Below are 15,159 nucleotides of genomic sequence, written 5' to 3' on the forward strand. Positions count from 1 at the left end.
ACGCTCAGTGCGAGATCATCCAGGGCCGCTTGGCCGGGAAGCTTTTCGATCCGTCCGGGCGGTGCAGCGTGCCGCTGTTCTTCTTGGCCCCGCCCGAACAGCAGCCGCAGCCCGGCCCGTGGCCCGAACGTTTGGGTTCGTGCCTTGCGCGCTCGTTGGTCTCATGCGCCTTGCGGGTGGCGGCGCCGACGATGGCCAGCTTGGGCGGCGTGAAGATCGCGCGCGCCGCGGTCCCGCCGCATTCGGGACAGGCGGTGGGCTTGTCGTAATCGGCCATGGCGGCAAAGCCGGTGAAGGGGCCGCAATCGGCGCAGCAGTAATCGTAATAGGGCATCTCTCTCTCCCGCGGGGAACGGGGGCCGCGACGCGCGCCGCGGCCCCGGGCCATGTCACAGATCGGGCGCCAGCGGCACGTCCACCGAACCGTCGAGGAACTTGGTCGGCCCCGCGCTGCCCGGCTTGATGTCGAAATCGAAGATGTCGGTCGGCAGCCAGAGGGTCGCGCAGGCATTGGGAATGTCCACCACGCCCGAGATATGCCCCTGCACCGGCGCGGTGCCGAGGATCGCGTAGGCCTGCGCGCCGGTATAGCCGAATTTCTTGAGGTATTCGATGGCGTTGAGGCAGGCCTGGCGATAGGCTATATGGACGTCCAGGTAATGCTGCTTGCCCTGTTCGTCGACCGAGATCCCCTCGAAGATCAGGTAGTCGTCATATTTCGGCGTGATGGGCGAAGGTTTGAAGATCGGGTTCCTGATCCCGTATTTCGCCACGCCGTCCTTGATGAGATCGACCTTCAGGTGCAGCCAGCCCGCCATCTCGATGGCGCCGCAGAAGGTGATCTCGCCATCGCCCTGGCTGAAATGCAAATCGCCCATCGAAAGGCCCGCGCCGTCGACATAGACGGGGAAGTAGATCTTGCAGCCGCGGCTGAGATCCTTGATGTCGCAATTCCCGCCATGCTCGCGGGGCGGCACGGTGCGGGCGCCCTCGGCGGCGGCCTTGTCGCGGGCCTCGCCCTTCAGCTTGCCCATATGGGCCGACTGGGTGTTGGGCAGCGCGGCCAAGGGGGGCACGCGGGCCGGGTCGGTATCGACCAGCGCCTTTTCGCGGGCGTTCCACATGTCCAGCATCTTGCGGTCGGGCAGGCAGCCGATCAGGCCGGGATGGATGAGACCTGCATATTTCACCCCCGGCACATGGCGCGACGAGGTGAACATGCCGTGGAAATCCCAGATCGACTTCTGCGCCTCGGGGAAATGCTCGGTCAGGAAGCCGCCGCCATTCTTCTTGGAGAAGAAGCCGTTGAAGCCCCAGAGCATCTCGTCCTTGGCGCCGATATCGAGGATCTCGACCACCAGCAGGTCGCCGGGCTGGGCCCCTTTGACGCCGATGGGGCCGGACAGGTAATGCACCTGTTCCAGTTCCACGTCGCGCACATCGGCCGCGTCATCGTTGTTGGCGATCTGGCCGCCGGTCCAGTCATAGGTTTCGATCTTGAAATCGTCGCCGGGTTCGACCCAGACGGCGATGGGGATGTCGGGATGCCAGCGGTTGTGCACGCACTCGTTCGTGTGCGGGCTTTCGCCGAGATTCACCGAGATGAGGGTGTCTGCCATGGCGTTGTCCTCTCTTGCTGCCAGGGTTGAAGGTTCAGACGGACAGGAATTTCGAGACCTTGGCCTCGTCGATCCCGTCGCGCGGGCTGTCATGGACGAAGCGGCCGTTCTCGATCACCATCACGCGGTCGGCCACGTCGAGGGCGAAGCTGAGCACCTGTTCCGAGACGACGATGGACAGGCCGCGCTGGTCGCGGATGCGGCGCAGGGTGCGGGCCATGTCGCGGATGATGTTGGGCTGGATGCCCTCGGTCGGCTCATCGAGCAGAAGCACCTTGGGGTCGGAGGCCAGCGCGCGGGCAATCGCAAGCTGCTGCTGCTGGCCGCCCGACAGGTTGCCGCCGCGGCGGGACTTCATCTCCAGAAGCACCGGAAACAGCTCGTAGATGTCGCCCGGCACCTCCTTCTTTCCGGTGACGGTCAGGCCGGTCTCGACGTTTTCCTGCACCGTCATGGCGGAAAAGATCATCCGCCCCTGCGGCACATAGCCGATGCCGCTGGCCACGCGCTGGTGCGATTTCAGCCCCGTGACCTCGGTCTCGCCCACGCGCACGCTGCCGCCGGTGGCCGGCACGATGCCCATCAGCGTCTTCATCAGCGTGGTCTTGCCCATGCCGTTGCGACCCATGATCGCGACGATCTCGCCCGGCGCGACGTTCAGGTGCAGCCCGTGCAGGATTTCCGACTGGCCATAGGCGGCATGCAGGTCGGTGACGTTCAGCATCTTTCGCCCTCCTCAATGGCCCAGATAGACTTCGATGACCTTGGGATCGTTCTTGACCTTGTCCATCTTGCCCTCGGACAGGGTCTTGCCCTGGTGCAGGACGGTGACGCGGGTCGCGATGTCCTCGACAAAGCCCATGTCATGCTCGATCACGATGACCGAGCGGTGGTCGATGATGCGGTTCAGAAGCTCTGCGGTCTTCTTGCGCTCGGCCACCGACATGCCGGCAACAGGTTCGTCCAGCATCAGAAGTTCGGGGTCCTGGATCAGCAGCATCCCGATCTCCAGCCATTGCTTCTGGCCATGGCTCAGAAAGGCGGCCTTTTCGTCCAGCAGGTCGGCCAGGAAGATCGTCTCGGCGATTTCCTGGATGCGGTCCTTGACCTCGGCATCGCGGCGAAAGAACAGCGAGCCGAAGACGCCATGCCCGCGCGGAAAGCTGAGTTCCAGATTCTCGAAGACGCTGAGATCCTCGTAGACCGAGGGCGTCTGGAACTTGCGGCCCACGCCCGCCAGAACGATCTGGTCCTCGCGCATGGTCAGAAGTTCCTGGTCCTTGAACCTGACCGACCCGCCGGTGGCCCTGGTCCGGCCGCAGATCAGATCCAGAACCGTGGTCTTGCCCGCACCGTTCGGCCCGATCATCACCCGGCATTCATTTGGTTCGACATAGAAGGTCAGCCCGTCCACCGCCTTGAACCCGTCGAAGGAGACCGTCAGATCCTCGACCGACAGGACGAAACTGGTCTGATGAATTGACATGGGATCACCTCACTCGGCTGCGGCCTTGGCCGCCGGGCTGTCCGGGGCCGATGCGGAATTGGCGGGGACGGGCGCGGCGGGGGGCCTGGCCCCTGCCCCGCGACCGGCGAACAGCTTGCGCAGGCGCGGCATGACCTGTTCGGACCAGAGCCCGGCAAGGCCGTTCGGAAAGAACATCACGACCGCGATGAACAGCGCGCCGAGACCCAGGAGCCAGAGCTCGGGGAAACTTTCCGAAAGCGTGGTCTTGGCCCAGTTGACCAGAAGCGTACCATAGACCGCGCCCAGGATCGACAGGCGCCCCCCCACGGCGGCGAAGATCACCATCTCGATCGAGGGCACGATGCCGACCAGCGTGGGCGACATGAAGCCGACCTGAAGGGTGAACATCGCGCCGCCGATCCCGGCAAAGGCCGCGCCCAGGCAGAAGACGAAGATCTTGAAGCTGGCCACGTCATAGCCCGAGAAGCGGACCCGGTCCTCCTGGTCGCGCATGGCGATCAGGAGGCGGCCCAGTTTCGAGCGGCGGACATATTGCGCGGCAAAGAGGCAGGCGAACAGCAGGACCGCGTTGACGAAGTAGAGGATTTCCTTGGCCTCGTCGGTGCGGATGTCCCAGCCCTTGAGCGTGCGCAGGTCGGTGATGCCGTTGACCCCGCCGGTAAAGCCCTGCTGGCCGATGATGAGGATGGTCAGGATCGCGGCGATGGCCTGGGTGATGATCGCGAAATAGACGCCCCCCACCCGGCGGCGGAACATCGCGACCCCGATGATGAAGGCGAAGGCCACCGGCACGATCACCACCGCGATCAGGCTGAAGGCGAGCGAGTTGAACGGCTCCCACCACCAGGGCAGCGCGGTGATCTGGTTCCAGTCCATGAAGTCGGGGATGCCGGGCGTGGACTGGATCGCGGTCGCCTCGGGGGTCGAGGCCTCGAGTTTCAGGAACATCGCCATGGCATAGCCGCCCAGCCCGAAGAACACCCCCTGCCCGAGGCTGAGGATGCCCCCCGCCCCCCAGCAGAGGACGAGGCCGATGGCGACGAAGGCATATGTCAGGTACTTGCCGAAGAGGTTGAGCCGGAAGCTGTCCAGCGCCAGCGGCAGGATGAGGAAGATCACCGCGGCAAGGAGGCCGAAATAGATCGCCTCTTCGCGGGTCAGGAAGCGGGTCTTGCGGTCGATTTGCATTGGTCTTCCCTCACTTGCGGAGTTTCAGGGCGAACAGGCCCTGCGGGCGCAGCATCAGGATGCCGACGACCACCAGAAGCGTGATGACCTTGGCCATCGAGCCCGAGAGGAAGAATTCGAGGACGGATTGCGCCTGGCTGATCGTGAAGGCCGAGGCGATCGTGCCCAGAATGCTGCCCGCGCCGCCGAAGACGACCACGAGGAAGGTATCGACGATGTAAAGCTGTCCCGAGGTCGGCCCGGTCGAGCCGATCATCGTGAAGGCCGAGCCCGCCACGCCCGCGATGCCGCAGCCGATGCCGAAGGTCAGCCGGTCGGTGCGTTCGGTGTTGATGCCGACCGCGCCCGCCATCACCCGGTTCTGGTTGATCGCGCGCACCTGCCGGCCCCAGCGCGAGCGGAACATAAGCGCATAGATCGCCACCGAGATCCCGACCGCCAGCGCCATGACGAAAAGCCCGTTGATCGGCACCTCGATCATGTCGGTCAGCGGCAGCGAGCCCATCATCCAGTTCGGGACCGTGACGCCCACCTCGCGCGCGCCGAAGACCGAGCGGTATATCTGCTGAAGGATCAGGCTCAGCCCCCAGGTCGCCAGCAGCGTATCGAGCGGGCGTCGGTAGAGATGGCGTATCAGCCCCCATTCCACCAGCATCCCCAGCGCGCCCGAGGCGAGGAAGGCCAGCGCCATCGCGACGAAGAAATAGATCGAGAACAGATCGGGCAGATGCGTGGCAAAGGTGTTCGACACCAGGTAGGTGACATAGGCGCCGAGGATCATGAATTCCCCATGCGCCATGTTGATCACGCCCATCTGGCCGAAGATGATCGCCAGACCCAGCGCCATCAGCACGAAGACCGAGAAGAGTATCAGACCGGCGAAGCCCTGCATCGCGAAGATCGCGGTAAGCTCGCCCGCGGAATATCCGGCAAACATCGGAAGTCCTCCAGACAGGGGAAGGTAAGGGAAACGCGGCCCGGCCGGAGGGAACCTGGCCGGGCCGCGCGGCTGCCGCTTACTGGTAGCCTTCCGGGAACGGGTTGGGCTCGACCAGGTCGGCGGTCTCGAAGACCACGTCATACTGGCCGTCCATGCGGGCGCGCCCGACGCGCGTCTTGGACCACAGGTGATGGTTCTCGTGGATCTTGACATAGCCTTCGGGCGCGGTCGGAAGCTCGATGCCGGGGCTGGCCTCGCGCACCTTGTCGATATCGAAGCTGCCCGCCGCCTCGACCGCCGCCTTCCACAGCCACGGACCCAGATAGGCCGCCTGCGTCACGTCGCCGATCACCATGTCGGCGCCCCACATATCCTTGAACGCCTTGACGAATTCGATGTTGTTGGGGTTGTCGAGCGACTGGAAGTATTTCATGCAGGCATAGGAGCCTTCGACATTCTCGCCGCCGATGCCGCGGATCTCGTCCTCGGTGACGGAAATCGTCAGGACGATGGGCGATTCCTTGGTCGGGTCGATGCCCGCGGCCTTGAGCTGCTTGTAGAAGGCCACGTTCGAGCCGCCGACGACGATGGCATAGATCACGTCGGGCTTGCGCAGCTTGATCTTGTTGATGACCGAGTTGAACTGCGTGTGGCCGAGCGGGTAGTATTCCTCGCCCACGACCTCGCAGCCCTCCATGAAGTTCTCGATATGCTTGCGGGCGATCTTGTTCGAGGTGCGCGGCCAGATATAGTCCGAGCCCAGCAGGTAGAAGCTTTTCGCGCCCTTGGTCTGGTTGACCCAGTCCAGCCCCGCGATGATCTGCTGCGTCGCTTCCTGGCCCGTGTAGATCACGTTCGGCGACTGTTCGAGACCCTCGTAGAAGGTCGGGTAGTAGAGCATGCCGTTATGCTGCTCGAAGACCGGCAGCACCGCCTTGCGGCTGGCCGAGGTCCAGCAGCCCATGACGGACGCCACCTTGTCGTTGACCAGAAGCTTGCGCGCCTTTTCGGCAAAGGTCGGCCAGTCCGAGGCGCCGTCTTCCTGGATGAACTGGATCTTGCGGCCGAGCACGCCGCCCATCGCGTTGATCTGCTCGATGGCCAGCTTCTCGGCCTGGACCGAGCCGGTTTCCGAGATCGCCATGGTGCCGGTCACCGAATGCAGGATGCCGATGGTCACCGTGCTGTCGGTGACGGCCAGACCGGTGGTGTTGACCGCCGCGGTCGGGAAGTCCTGGGCGCGCAGCCCCCTGGGTGCGAACAGCGACGCGGTCAGCGCGGCACCGCCGGCCAGAACGGCGCGCCGGCTCATGCCCGGCGTCTTGGGTTTGGAAAAATCGGTCATCTCGCCTCCTTGTCAGGTCAGACTGGTCCGTGTGTGGGAGAGCGGCGGGTGTGATCCCCGCCCGTGACCTGAAGGCTCGCAGAGAATGCCGCGGCGCAGTATACGTCGAATGACGTATGGGACTGCGCGTTTTTCCACCTATCATCCCTTGCGGTGGGTGGCCGCCGGGCGATGCCCGGGCGGTCGGGGAACGATGGAATGACAGGGAACATGCAGGTTCCGTTCAGCGCGACCGGCGGGCGGCGCAGCTATAACCGCTGGGTCGCCAACGAGACGATGGAGGATTTCGCGCTGCGCTTCACCGCGCGCCGCGCGCGGCGCTGGAGCCACGCGCGCGTCGCGAACACGGCGCTCGGCTCGATCTCGTTCCTGGCGCTGGAGGCGATCGGCGGCGCGATCACGCTGACCTACGGCTTTGACGCGGCGATCATCGCGATCATGCTGGTGGGCGCGGTGCTGTTCCTGACCGGCCTGCCGATCAGCTATTACGCCGCGCGCTACGGGGTCGATATCGACCTGCTGACCCGCGGCGCGGGGTTCGGCTATATCGGCTCGACGGTGACCTCGCTGATCTATGCCAGCTTCACCTTCATCTTCTTCGCGCTCGAGGCCGCGATCCTGGCGCTGGCGCTGGATCTGTGTTTCGGGATACCCGTTTCGGTCGGCTACATCCTGTCGGCGCTGATCGTGATCCCGCTGGTGGTGAACGGGTTTTCCAAGATCTCGGTCTTCCAGACCTGGACCCAGCCGTTCTGGATCGTTCTGCACCTGATGCCCTTTGCCTTTCTGGCCTGGGCGGGGACGGATCTGGGCGTCTGGACCGGGTTCGACGGCGTCCATGGCAAGGACGGCGCCACCATCCTGATGATCGGCGCGGCCTCGGGCGTGGCGCTGTCGCTGATCGCGCAGATCGGCGAGCAGGTGGATTTCCTGCGCTTCCTGCCCGAGCCGAAGACCCGGGCCGAGCGGCGCAAATGGTGGGCGGCGCTGCTGGCCGCGGGGCCGGGCTGGTCGATCCTCGGGGTGGCCAAGATGCTGGCGGGCTCGTTCCTGGTGACGCTGGTGGTCGCCGCGGGCGTGCCCGCGAAGGACGCGACCGATCCGACGCGGATGTATCTGACCGCCTTCGAACAGGTGCTGGCCTCGCCCGCGCTGGCGCTGGCGCTGACCGGGGCCTTCGTGATCCTGAGCCAGCTCAAGATCAACGTGACCAATGCCTATGCGGGGTCGATCGCCTGGTCGAACTTCTTCTCGCGGCTGACCCATTCCCATCCGGGCCGCGTGGTTTGGCTGGTGTTCAACGTCGCCATCGCGCTGATGCTGATGGAACTGGGCGTGTTCGGGGCGCTGGAGCATATCCTTGGCCTCTATTCCCATGTCGCGCTGGCCTGGATCGGGGCGCTGACCGCGGATCTGGTGGTCAACAAGCCGCTGGGCCTGAGCCCGCGGGGGATCGAGTTCCGCCGCGCGCATCTTTACGACATCAACCCGGTCGGCATGGGGGCGATGGGCGGCGCGGTGGTGATCGCCTTTGTCGCCCATGGCGGGCTGATGGGCGAGACGGCCGAGGCGCTGTCGGCCTTCATCGCGCTGTTCACCGCCTTTGCCATGGCGCCGGTGATCGCCTGGGCCACGGGGGGGCGGTTCTACATCGCCCGCCCCCTGCCCGAGACGACGGGTCGTCGGCACGAGGCCGGGGCGACCTGTGCGTGCTCGATCTGCGAATACCGCTTCGATGCCGAGGACATGACCCATTGCCCGTTCTATGCCGGGCCGATCTGTTCGCTGTGCTGCACGCTGGACAGTTCCTGCCGGGACGGCTGCAAGCCGCATGGCCGGTTCGACGCGATGGTGGTGCGGATGCTGCATGCCGCCCTGCCCGATCCGGTGGCACGGGCGCTGATGTCGCGGCTGTCGGTCTTCGTGATCGGCACCGCGATTCCGGCGGCGATCATCGGGGGGCTTCTGCTTCTGGTCCGGGCCCATGCGGGCAGCCCCGACCTGGACGCGGTGCTGACGGTGATCTTCTGCACCGCGCTTGTGGTGATCGGGGTGATCGCCTGGACGCTGATCCTGGCCATCGAAAGCCAGAACAAGGCCCGCGACGAGGCCGACCTGCAGACCCAGCGGCTTTTGCGCGAGATCCGCGCGCATGAGCGCACGGACGCGCAATTGCAGAAGGAAAAGGACAAGGCCGAGGCCGCGAACCTGGCCAAGACGCGCTACATGGCCGGGATCAGCCATGAATTGCGCACGCCGCTGAACGCGATCTACGGCTTTGCCCAGGTGCTGGAGAACTCTGCCGACATCCCCGCGGCACGGCGCGACGCGGTGCGCACGATCCGGCGCGGGTCCGAGCACCTGGCGGGGCTGATCGAGAACCTGCTGGACATCTCGAAGATCGAGGCCGGGCGGCTGGAGATTCATCGCGACCGGATCAACCTGCCGATGCTGTTGCGCCAGATCGCGGCGATCTTCGAGGGGCCGGCCCGCGAGAAGGGGCTGGATTTCGGCATCCGCACTGCCGACAACCTGCCCGAATGGGTCGATTTCGACGAGAAGCGGCTGCGCCAGATCCTGATCAACCTGCTGTCCAACGCCATCGCCTATACCGAGCGCGGCTCGGTCGCACTGAGCGTGCGCTATCGCAACGAGGTTGCGGTGATCGAGGTCAGCGATACCGGCATCGGCATCGCGCCCGACCAGTTCGAGCGGATCTGGAAGCCGTTCGAGCGGCTCTCGCCCAAGGGCGGCAGCTCGGGCTCGGGGCTGGGGCTGACGATCACGCGGCTGCTGGTCGAGATCCTGGGCGGCGAGATCACCGTGGACAGCGCCCCGGGCGAGGGCACGACCTTTCGCGTCCGGCTGATGCTGCCCTCGGTCCTGCCCGAGGCCGACCAGCCCCGCGCCGCCTCGCCCGCGCCCGAGCGACTGAAGGCGCGCGGCTATCTGGGGCCGCGCCGGACGATCATGGCGGTCGATGACGATCTGGACCATCTGCGGCTACTCGATACCGTGCTGCGGCCGATGGGGTTCCTGGTGCAGACCGTGCCCGATGCAGAAACCGCGCTGGGCATCCTGGACGATTGCGCGCCGGACCTGTTCCTGCTGGACATCGACATGCCGGGGATGGATGGCTGGCAACTGGCGCAGCGCCTGCGCGCGCGGCCCGACCACCGCGCCACGCCCATCGTGATGGTGACCGGCCACGCGCTGGAGGCGCGGATGCCGGTCGACCGCGAGGGGCTTTACGATGCCTTCGTGGTCAAGCCCTATTCGCTGCGCGACGTGCTGGTGCGGCTGGCGGACCTGATGAAGATCGACCTGGTCTTCGAGGACCGCCACGCGGCCGAGACCGCGCCCGAGGCCGCCGCGCTGCCCGACATCGCGCCCGAGACGCTGACGCGGTTGCAGGGGCTGGCCGGGATCGGCCATGCCGCGGGCGTGCGCCGCGAGCTTGACGCGCTGGAAGCGGCGGGCCTGCTCGATGCCGCGACGCTGGCGCGGCTGCGCGACCGGCTGGCCGAGTTCGACATGGCCGGGATCGTGCGCCTGCTCAAGGAGATGACCCGCGATGCTGCCTGAGACCTATCCCCCGGTCCTGCCCGCCCGCTCGATCGCGCTGGTGATCGACGACGCGCCCGAGACGCTGGGGCTGATCTCGGCGGCGCTGGAGGATAACGGCATGACGGTGCTGGTCGCGCGCTCGGGGCCCGAGGGGATCGAGCTGGCGCGCCGGGTGCGGCCCGACGTGATCCTGATGGATGCGATGATGCCCGGCATGGACGGGTTCGAGACCTGCCGCATCCTGAAATCCGGGCCGCGGCCCGAACCTGCGCCGGTGATCTTCATGACCGGGCTGACGGAGTCCGAACATATCCTGAACGGGCTGCGCGCGGGCGGGGTGGATTACATCACCAAGCCCGTGGTGGTGGACGAGCTGATCGCGCGGATCATCACCCATGTGCTGAACGCCCGCGCCGTCGCCTCGGCCCGATCCGCGCTGGAACAGGCGGGCCAGAGCGTGCTGGCCTTTGCGCCGGACGGGCGGCTGGCCTGGGGCTCGCCCGGGGCGCTGGCGCTGCTGGAAAGCCCCGAGGGCCGCGCGCTGGTGGCCGAGGGCCGTGCCCTGCCCGCGCTGGCGCGCTGGCTGGCGGGGCTGGCCGAACAGCCGATCTCCAGCGCGCCGCCCTTTGCGGGCGCGGGGCTCGCGCTGCGCTATCTGGGCCAGAATCCCGGCGAGGTGATGGTGCGCATCCGCCGCCATGGCGAGGGCGAGAACGAGGCGCAACTGGCGCAGGCCTTCGGCCTGACCGACCGAGAGGCCGAGGTGCTGTTCTGGCTGACCCGCGGCAAGACCAATCGCGACATCGCCGAGATCCTGGATCTCAGCGCGCGCACGGTGAACAAGCACCTGGAACAGGTGTTCCACAAGATGGGCGTGGACAACCGAACCTCGGCCGCGGTGATCGCCGACCGGCTGCTGAACGCCTGAGCGCGCTCAGCCCCCGCCTGCGCTGCAATCGGCGCAGCCATAGGTGGCGGCGGCGCCATTGGCGCGGTCCGCATGCTCGAATTCCAGCGTGGAATGGCCGATCCCGAACCGCGCCGCGAGCAGCCGCTTGATCTCGGCCCGGACCTCCTCTTGCGCGGCCCAGCCCGATGCGGTCAGCACCACATGGCAATCGAGCCCCACCTCATGCTCCTGCATCTGCCACAGATGGACATGGTGCAGCCCGGCCACCCCCGCGATGCCGCGCATCGCGGCGAACACTTCGGCATTGTCTATATGATCGGGGCTGCCCAGCATCAGCATGCGGATCGGCCCGCCGATCTCGCGCAGCGCCAGCCACAGGATGTAGAGCGCGATGCCGATGGTCACAAGCGGATCGACGATGCGCCAGTCGTAAAGCAGGATCAGCACACCGCCCAGGATCACCGCGATCGAGGCCAGCGCATCGGTCAGGTTGTGCAGGAAGAGCGCGCGGATATTGACGCTGTGGCGCTGCATCGAGAAGGTCAGCGCCGCGGTCAGCGCATCGACCGCCAGCGCCACCCCGGCCACGATCACTACGATCCAGCCGCCGATCTCGGGCGGGTCGAAAAGGCGCATCACGCCCTCGTAGATCAGGAACAGGCCCACCAGGATCAGCGTGGTATAGTTGATAAGCGCGGCGACGATCTCGATCCGGCCATAGCCGAAGGTCATCGCCGCATCGGCCGGACGTCGCGCGAGCTTGCGCGCGGCAAAGGCGATCACCAGCGCCGCCATGTCCGAGAAATTGTGCACCGCATCCGCGATCAGCGCGAGGCTGCCCGAGACGATCCCGCCCACGATCTGCGCCAGCGTCAGAAGACCGTTCGCCCAGATCGCCAGCGCCACCCGCCGGTCGCCGCTGGTCGGGTCGAGATGAGCGTGTCCATGGTGATCGTGGGGCATCGGTCAGGCTCCGGGTCGCGACGCAACGTAGCCGCGATTTCCGCCCAAAGCGCGACCGGGTTCAAGGCGGATCTGCCCGCGCTCAGCCCGGGTCGATCATCAGCCGGTCGCGCATGAAGGCCAGCGCCACGCTCAGCCCGTCGGGGGCGATGCCGTGGCCGGTGCCCTTCATCACATGGGCAAATACGTCGAACCCGGCCGCGCTCAGCGCATTGCCCGCCTCGGGAAGCGCCTCGATCGGGACCACGTCATCGGCATCGCCATGCACCAGCAGCACCGGCGGGCGGGCCACCATCTCGTCCTCCAGCAATTCCGGCGCCAGCAGCCGACCCGAGAAACCCACGATCCCGGCACAGGGCGGCGCACGGCGCGCGCCCACATGCAGCGCCATCATCGTGCCCTGCGAAAAGCCGAACAGAACCGTCTGGCGCGGCCCGATCCCCTCGTCCCGCGCTACCGAATCGAGCCAGGCGTTCAGGTCGTCCGCCGCGCGCAGCATGCCCTCGCGGCTCTGTTCCTCGGTCGAGCCGTCGATCCAGGGGATCGGGAACCATTGATGGCCGAAGGGCACGCCCGCGCAGCTTTCCGGCGCATCGGGGGCGAGGAAGGCGGTGCGCGGCATGTGCGGCGCAAGCGGCTCGGCAAGGCCCAGAAGATCGGCCCCGTTGGCGCCATAGCCATGCAGGAAGATCACCAGCCGATCCGCCTCGTCCTTCGCAGCGCCGGCGCGGCCCGCCTCGAGTACCCGTGTCACGTCAAACCCTCCGCTGTCTGGCGGTCCGGGTCTAGACCCAAAGCGGCGCGGCCGCAACGGCCGAGCCGCGCGGGACCTTTGCGGTGACGGGTTTCGCCTTGCTGCGCAAGGCGACCCGGCGCAGGGGGGGCCGCCCCCCGTGACGCGGTTCAGGTGGTTTGATGCCGGGGCGAAAAGATGGCACGCCTTTTCAGTGGGTTGTGATGGGGCTGGGTCGCAAGGTTTGATGCCGCTGGGCGGGATCGGGGCCGGGGACGGGGCGAAACGCGCAATCTTGCAGTAGAAAAACCCAATGAAAGCAATGGGGTCTTGCAGGGATCATGCGCAAAAACGCGCATGACGCACGATCTATTGCCAGTCACCAAGCCACGGGTTGTCAGCGAAGTCCTGGGCCAGCTGATCCTCAACGCGCCGTGGCGTCGGGGGCGCGCAGGTCCTCCTGCATGATCAGCGCCTGGGCGGCGGCCAGGTCCACAGGAAGTGCCTCCATCTTCAAGCGAAGCTCGTGGACGGCTCGATGAAGGACCGGCCGGAACGGCCGCATATCGAGGAACACCGCGAGCGCGCGGTCAACATCGTGGCTGCGGGCCAGCTCCTGCCGAAGAAGGGTGAAGCGCACGAGCGCGACCGATGCGGCCCTGTCCTGCAACTCCCCCCAGACTTGAGGCGTTGCCGATCCCGGCCCCTTATCGCCCGCCTCAAGCATCTTGACGAAGCACTGCGGCACCCGCCCACGCGAGCGCCACGACGATATCGTGCTCTGGTCGATACCGGGCATCCTGGCCAGCTCGGCTTCGTTCTTCGCATTCGCCGCCGCGCGAAGTCCCGCAATCGTGGCATCCACCGCGCTTTGCGTGAAGCCTCCTGGCCTCCTTGTATGCAGCGTGCATTCTTTGCATGCAGAGTAAAGGCGCCGCCTGTCATGGCCGATGTAAAGAGCATGCCCGCTCACCTGAAGATGCGCCATGGGCGGATCAGGGCGGGCTTCATCGCCAAGGGGTCCAGCCTGACCGCATGGAGTGCGAGCCAAGGATTGGCGCGGCAGAATGTCGACAAGGCCCTGCCGGGCCAGTGGACCGGCCCGAAAGCCAAACAGGTCGTGGAGCGCGTCCTTGCCGCGGCGGGAGTGCGGGAATGACCGCAATTCCGGTGCCTGCCGCCCTTGGGCCTGGCCGCATTCCGGCGCATCGAATCCCGGCCGACCGTTGGTTCCGGAAACGGGGAATTGCCATTCACGTCGTTGAAGGCGATGGGCGCAAGCCGCACGCGGTTCGGTTGTCCGACCTCCCCGAGCCCGAGCGGCTGGCCCGGCTGCGCAAGACCTGCGGCGATCTGCACCTTGAGCCCGGCACCTATGACGAGGCGGCGCATGCGGCGTTCATGGAGGCGTCGCCCTCGCTGCGCGGGCGGGCCGAGCGGAAGGCGGCGATGGCGCGGCTCCTGGTCTCGCTGATCCGGAATGGCATCGCCCCGAAAGGGCGGCGGGCCTCATGTCCGAGCGGTTCCCCGATGAAGCGGCGTCTGACGGCCGTCAAAGGGGTGGACCCGATCAACTCTGCCCCGGCGCTGGTGCCGGGCTACAAGGGCAAGGCGGCCTCGGCCGAGGTCTCGGCCGAGGCGTGGCGGTTCTTCCCGACCGCATCGAAGAAAGCCAACGGCGAGCGGCCGCTCCGGCAGGCGTGGAAAGACACACGCGACGTTGCCCGGCGCAGGGGCTGGGCGTGGCCGACCCGAGTTCAAGGGGGCATATGCCGGGCACGCGCCGGGAAGCTCGCCTTCCCCGACCGTGGTGCCGATGCCGGTGGCGGATGCCGAGGCGGCAATCCGCCGCGAGATCGCGCGGCACAACCGCGAGCCGGGGCGGCGCAGGGCCGCTCCCATGACCAGGTGTTCCGCGACGGGCTGGCCGCGCGGGTGACGCGCAAGGCGACGGCGCGACAGCTCTACCTGTCCGGGCTGATCTACAGCCCGGTTGCGGTGGACCGCTGGGGCCGCGTCCAGAAGAACGGCTGGACCTATCCAAGGGCGCCCGCCCTTATCGCCCCCTATGTCGATATCCTCGGCTCGGCGCTGGCGGTGCACTTCCTGCTGACCTTTGGCGGGGCCGACCTCTACATGGCCGCGCACCCGACCGAGCGCGCGCGCGTGGTGCAACTCGTCGGGGTGGACCTCGCCCGCGCGCTGGGCGCGGCCGAACTTCCCCGCCGCGTGCCGCTGGCCAAGCCCTGGCTGGCTGCCTGCCTCGCGCATGAGGGGTGCCCGGTCGCCGACATTGCCCGCACGCTGCACGCCAGCGACACGGCCGTGCGCTCCTGGCTGAAGCGCGCCCCCTACCGGCCCTCGCCCGCCCGATGGGGGGACGCATGAGCCGCGCCCTGTCGCAG

14 protein-coding genes are annotated in these 15,159 nt (G+C 66.9%); 4 read left to right on the top strand and 10 right to left on the bottom strand.

Translation table 11 applies throughout. From position 1 onward, the window contains the following. Positions 1 to 4: 4 nt before the first annotated feature. From EV216_RS11015 to urtA, 7 genes are all read right to left on the bottom strand, one after another. Positions 5 to 334: an FmdB family zinc ribbon protein gene (locus EV216_RS11015; RefSeq protein ID WP_132695420.1), complete on the bottom strand. Its 330-nt coding sequence runs from the start codon at positions 332 to 334 to the stop codon at positions 5 to 7. Positions 335 to 389: 55 nt separating this feature from the next. Continuing rightward, a complete protein-coding gene (gene fmdA, locus EV216_RS11020) occupies positions 390 to 1,619 on the bottom strand; it encodes a formamidase (protein ID WP_132695422.1) in 1,230 nt (409 codons plus the stop codon). Between the two features lie 34 nt (positions 1,620 to 1,653). Then, on the bottom strand, positions 1,654 to 2,343 hold the full coding sequence (urtE, locus tag EV216_RS11025) for an urea ABC transporter ATP-binding subunit UrtE (RefSeq protein ID WP_132695424.1): 690 nt from the start codon (positions 2,341 to 2,343) through the stop codon (positions 1,654 to 1,656). A gap of 12 nt (positions 2,344 to 2,355) precedes the next feature. Next, positions 2,356 to 3,105, bottom strand: a complete 750-nt coding sequence (gene urtD / locus EV216_RS11030) for an urea ABC transporter ATP-binding protein UrtD (protein WP_132695426.1) — start codon at positions 3,103 to 3,105, stop codon at positions 2,356 to 2,358. Between the two features lie 9 nt (positions 3,106 to 3,114). After that, positions 3,115 to 4,296, bottom strand: a complete 1,182-nt coding sequence (urtC, locus tag EV216_RS11035) for an urea ABC transporter permease subunit UrtC (RefSeq protein ID WP_132695428.1) — start codon at positions 4,294 to 4,296, stop codon at positions 3,115 to 3,117. 10 nt (positions 4,297 to 4,306) lie between these two features. Beyond that, entirely contained in the window at positions 4,307 to 5,233 is a 927-nt protein-coding gene (gene urtB / locus EV216_RS11040; protein WP_132695430.1) for an urea ABC transporter permease subunit UrtB, read from the bottom strand. Between the two features lie 79 nt (positions 5,234 to 5,312). Then, positions 5,313 to 6,581: an urea ABC transporter substrate-binding protein gene (urtA, locus tag EV216_RS11045; RefSeq protein ID WP_132695432.1), complete on the bottom strand. Its 1,269-nt coding sequence runs from the start codon at positions 6,579 to 6,581 to the stop codon at positions 5,313 to 5,315. A gap of 210 nt (positions 6,582 to 6,791) precedes the next feature. Here urtA and EV216_RS11050 point away from each other — a divergent pair, with 210 nt between their 5' ends. Both EV216_RS11050 and EV216_RS11055 read left to right on the top strand, forming a co-directional pair. After that, on the top strand, positions 6,792 to 10,166 hold the full coding sequence (locus EV216_RS11050) for a hybrid sensor histidine kinase/response regulator (RefSeq protein ID WP_132695434.1): 3,375 nt from the start codon (positions 6,792 to 6,794) through the stop codon (positions 10,164 to 10,166). Further along, positions 10,156 to 11,076 carry a response regulator transcription factor gene (locus tag EV216_RS11055; protein ID WP_132695436.1) on the top strand — a complete coding sequence of 307 codons (921 nt, stop codon included), beginning with the start codon at positions 10,156 to 10,158 and terminating at the stop codon, positions 11,074 to 11,076. The genes EV216_RS11050 and EV216_RS11055 overlap by 11 nt, the downstream gene beginning before the upstream one ends. Positions 11,077 to 11,082: 6 nt before the next feature. Here the strand turns inward: EV216_RS11055 and EV216_RS11060 are convergent, their stop codons facing one another. The 3 genes from EV216_RS11060 to EV216_RS11070 all read right to left on the bottom strand — a co-directional run bounded on the left by EV216_RS11060 (position 11,083) and on the right by EV216_RS11070 (position 13,619). After that, entirely contained in the window at positions 11,083 to 12,021 is a 939-nt protein-coding gene (locus tag EV216_RS11060) for a cation diffusion facilitator family transporter (protein WP_132695438.1), read from the bottom strand. Positions 12,022 to 12,103: 82 nt separating this feature from the next. Then, the gene (locus EV216_RS11065; RefSeq protein WP_132695440.1) at positions 12,104 to 12,775 is read right to left on the bottom strand and encodes an alpha/beta hydrolase; all 672 of its coding nucleotides are present in this window, start codon (positions 12,773 to 12,775) and stop codon (positions 12,104 to 12,106) included. Between the two features lie 403 nt (positions 12,776 to 13,178). Further along, positions 13,179 to 13,619 carry a hypothetical protein gene (locus tag EV216_RS11070; RefSeq protein ID WP_132695442.1) on the bottom strand — a complete coding sequence of 147 codons (441 nt, stop codon included), beginning with the start codon at positions 13,617 to 13,619 and terminating at the stop codon, positions 13,179 to 13,181. 78 nt (positions 13,620 to 13,697) lie between these two features. On the opposite strand from EV216_RS11070, the gene EV216_RS11075 reads away from it, so the two are divergent. Both EV216_RS11075 and EV216_RS18670 read left to right on the top strand, forming a co-directional pair. Continuing rightward, a complete protein-coding gene (locus EV216_RS11075; protein ID WP_132695444.1) occupies positions 13,698 to 13,913 on the top strand; it encodes a hypothetical protein in 216 nt (71 codons plus the stop codon). Positions 13,914 to 14,050: 137 nt separating this feature from the next. Beyond that, on the top strand, positions 14,051 to 15,142 hold the full coding sequence (locus tag EV216_RS18670) for a DNA-binding domain-containing protein (protein WP_243642050.1): 1,092 nt from the start codon (positions 14,051 to 14,053) through the stop codon (positions 15,140 to 15,142). Positions 15,143 to 15,159 lie beyond the last annotated feature (17 nt).

The sequence above is a fragment of the Rhodovulum steppense genome (assembly GCF_004339675.1).
GTDB lineage: Bacteria > Pseudomonadota > Alphaproteobacteria > Rhodobacterales > Rhodobacteraceae > Rhodovulum > Rhodovulum steppense.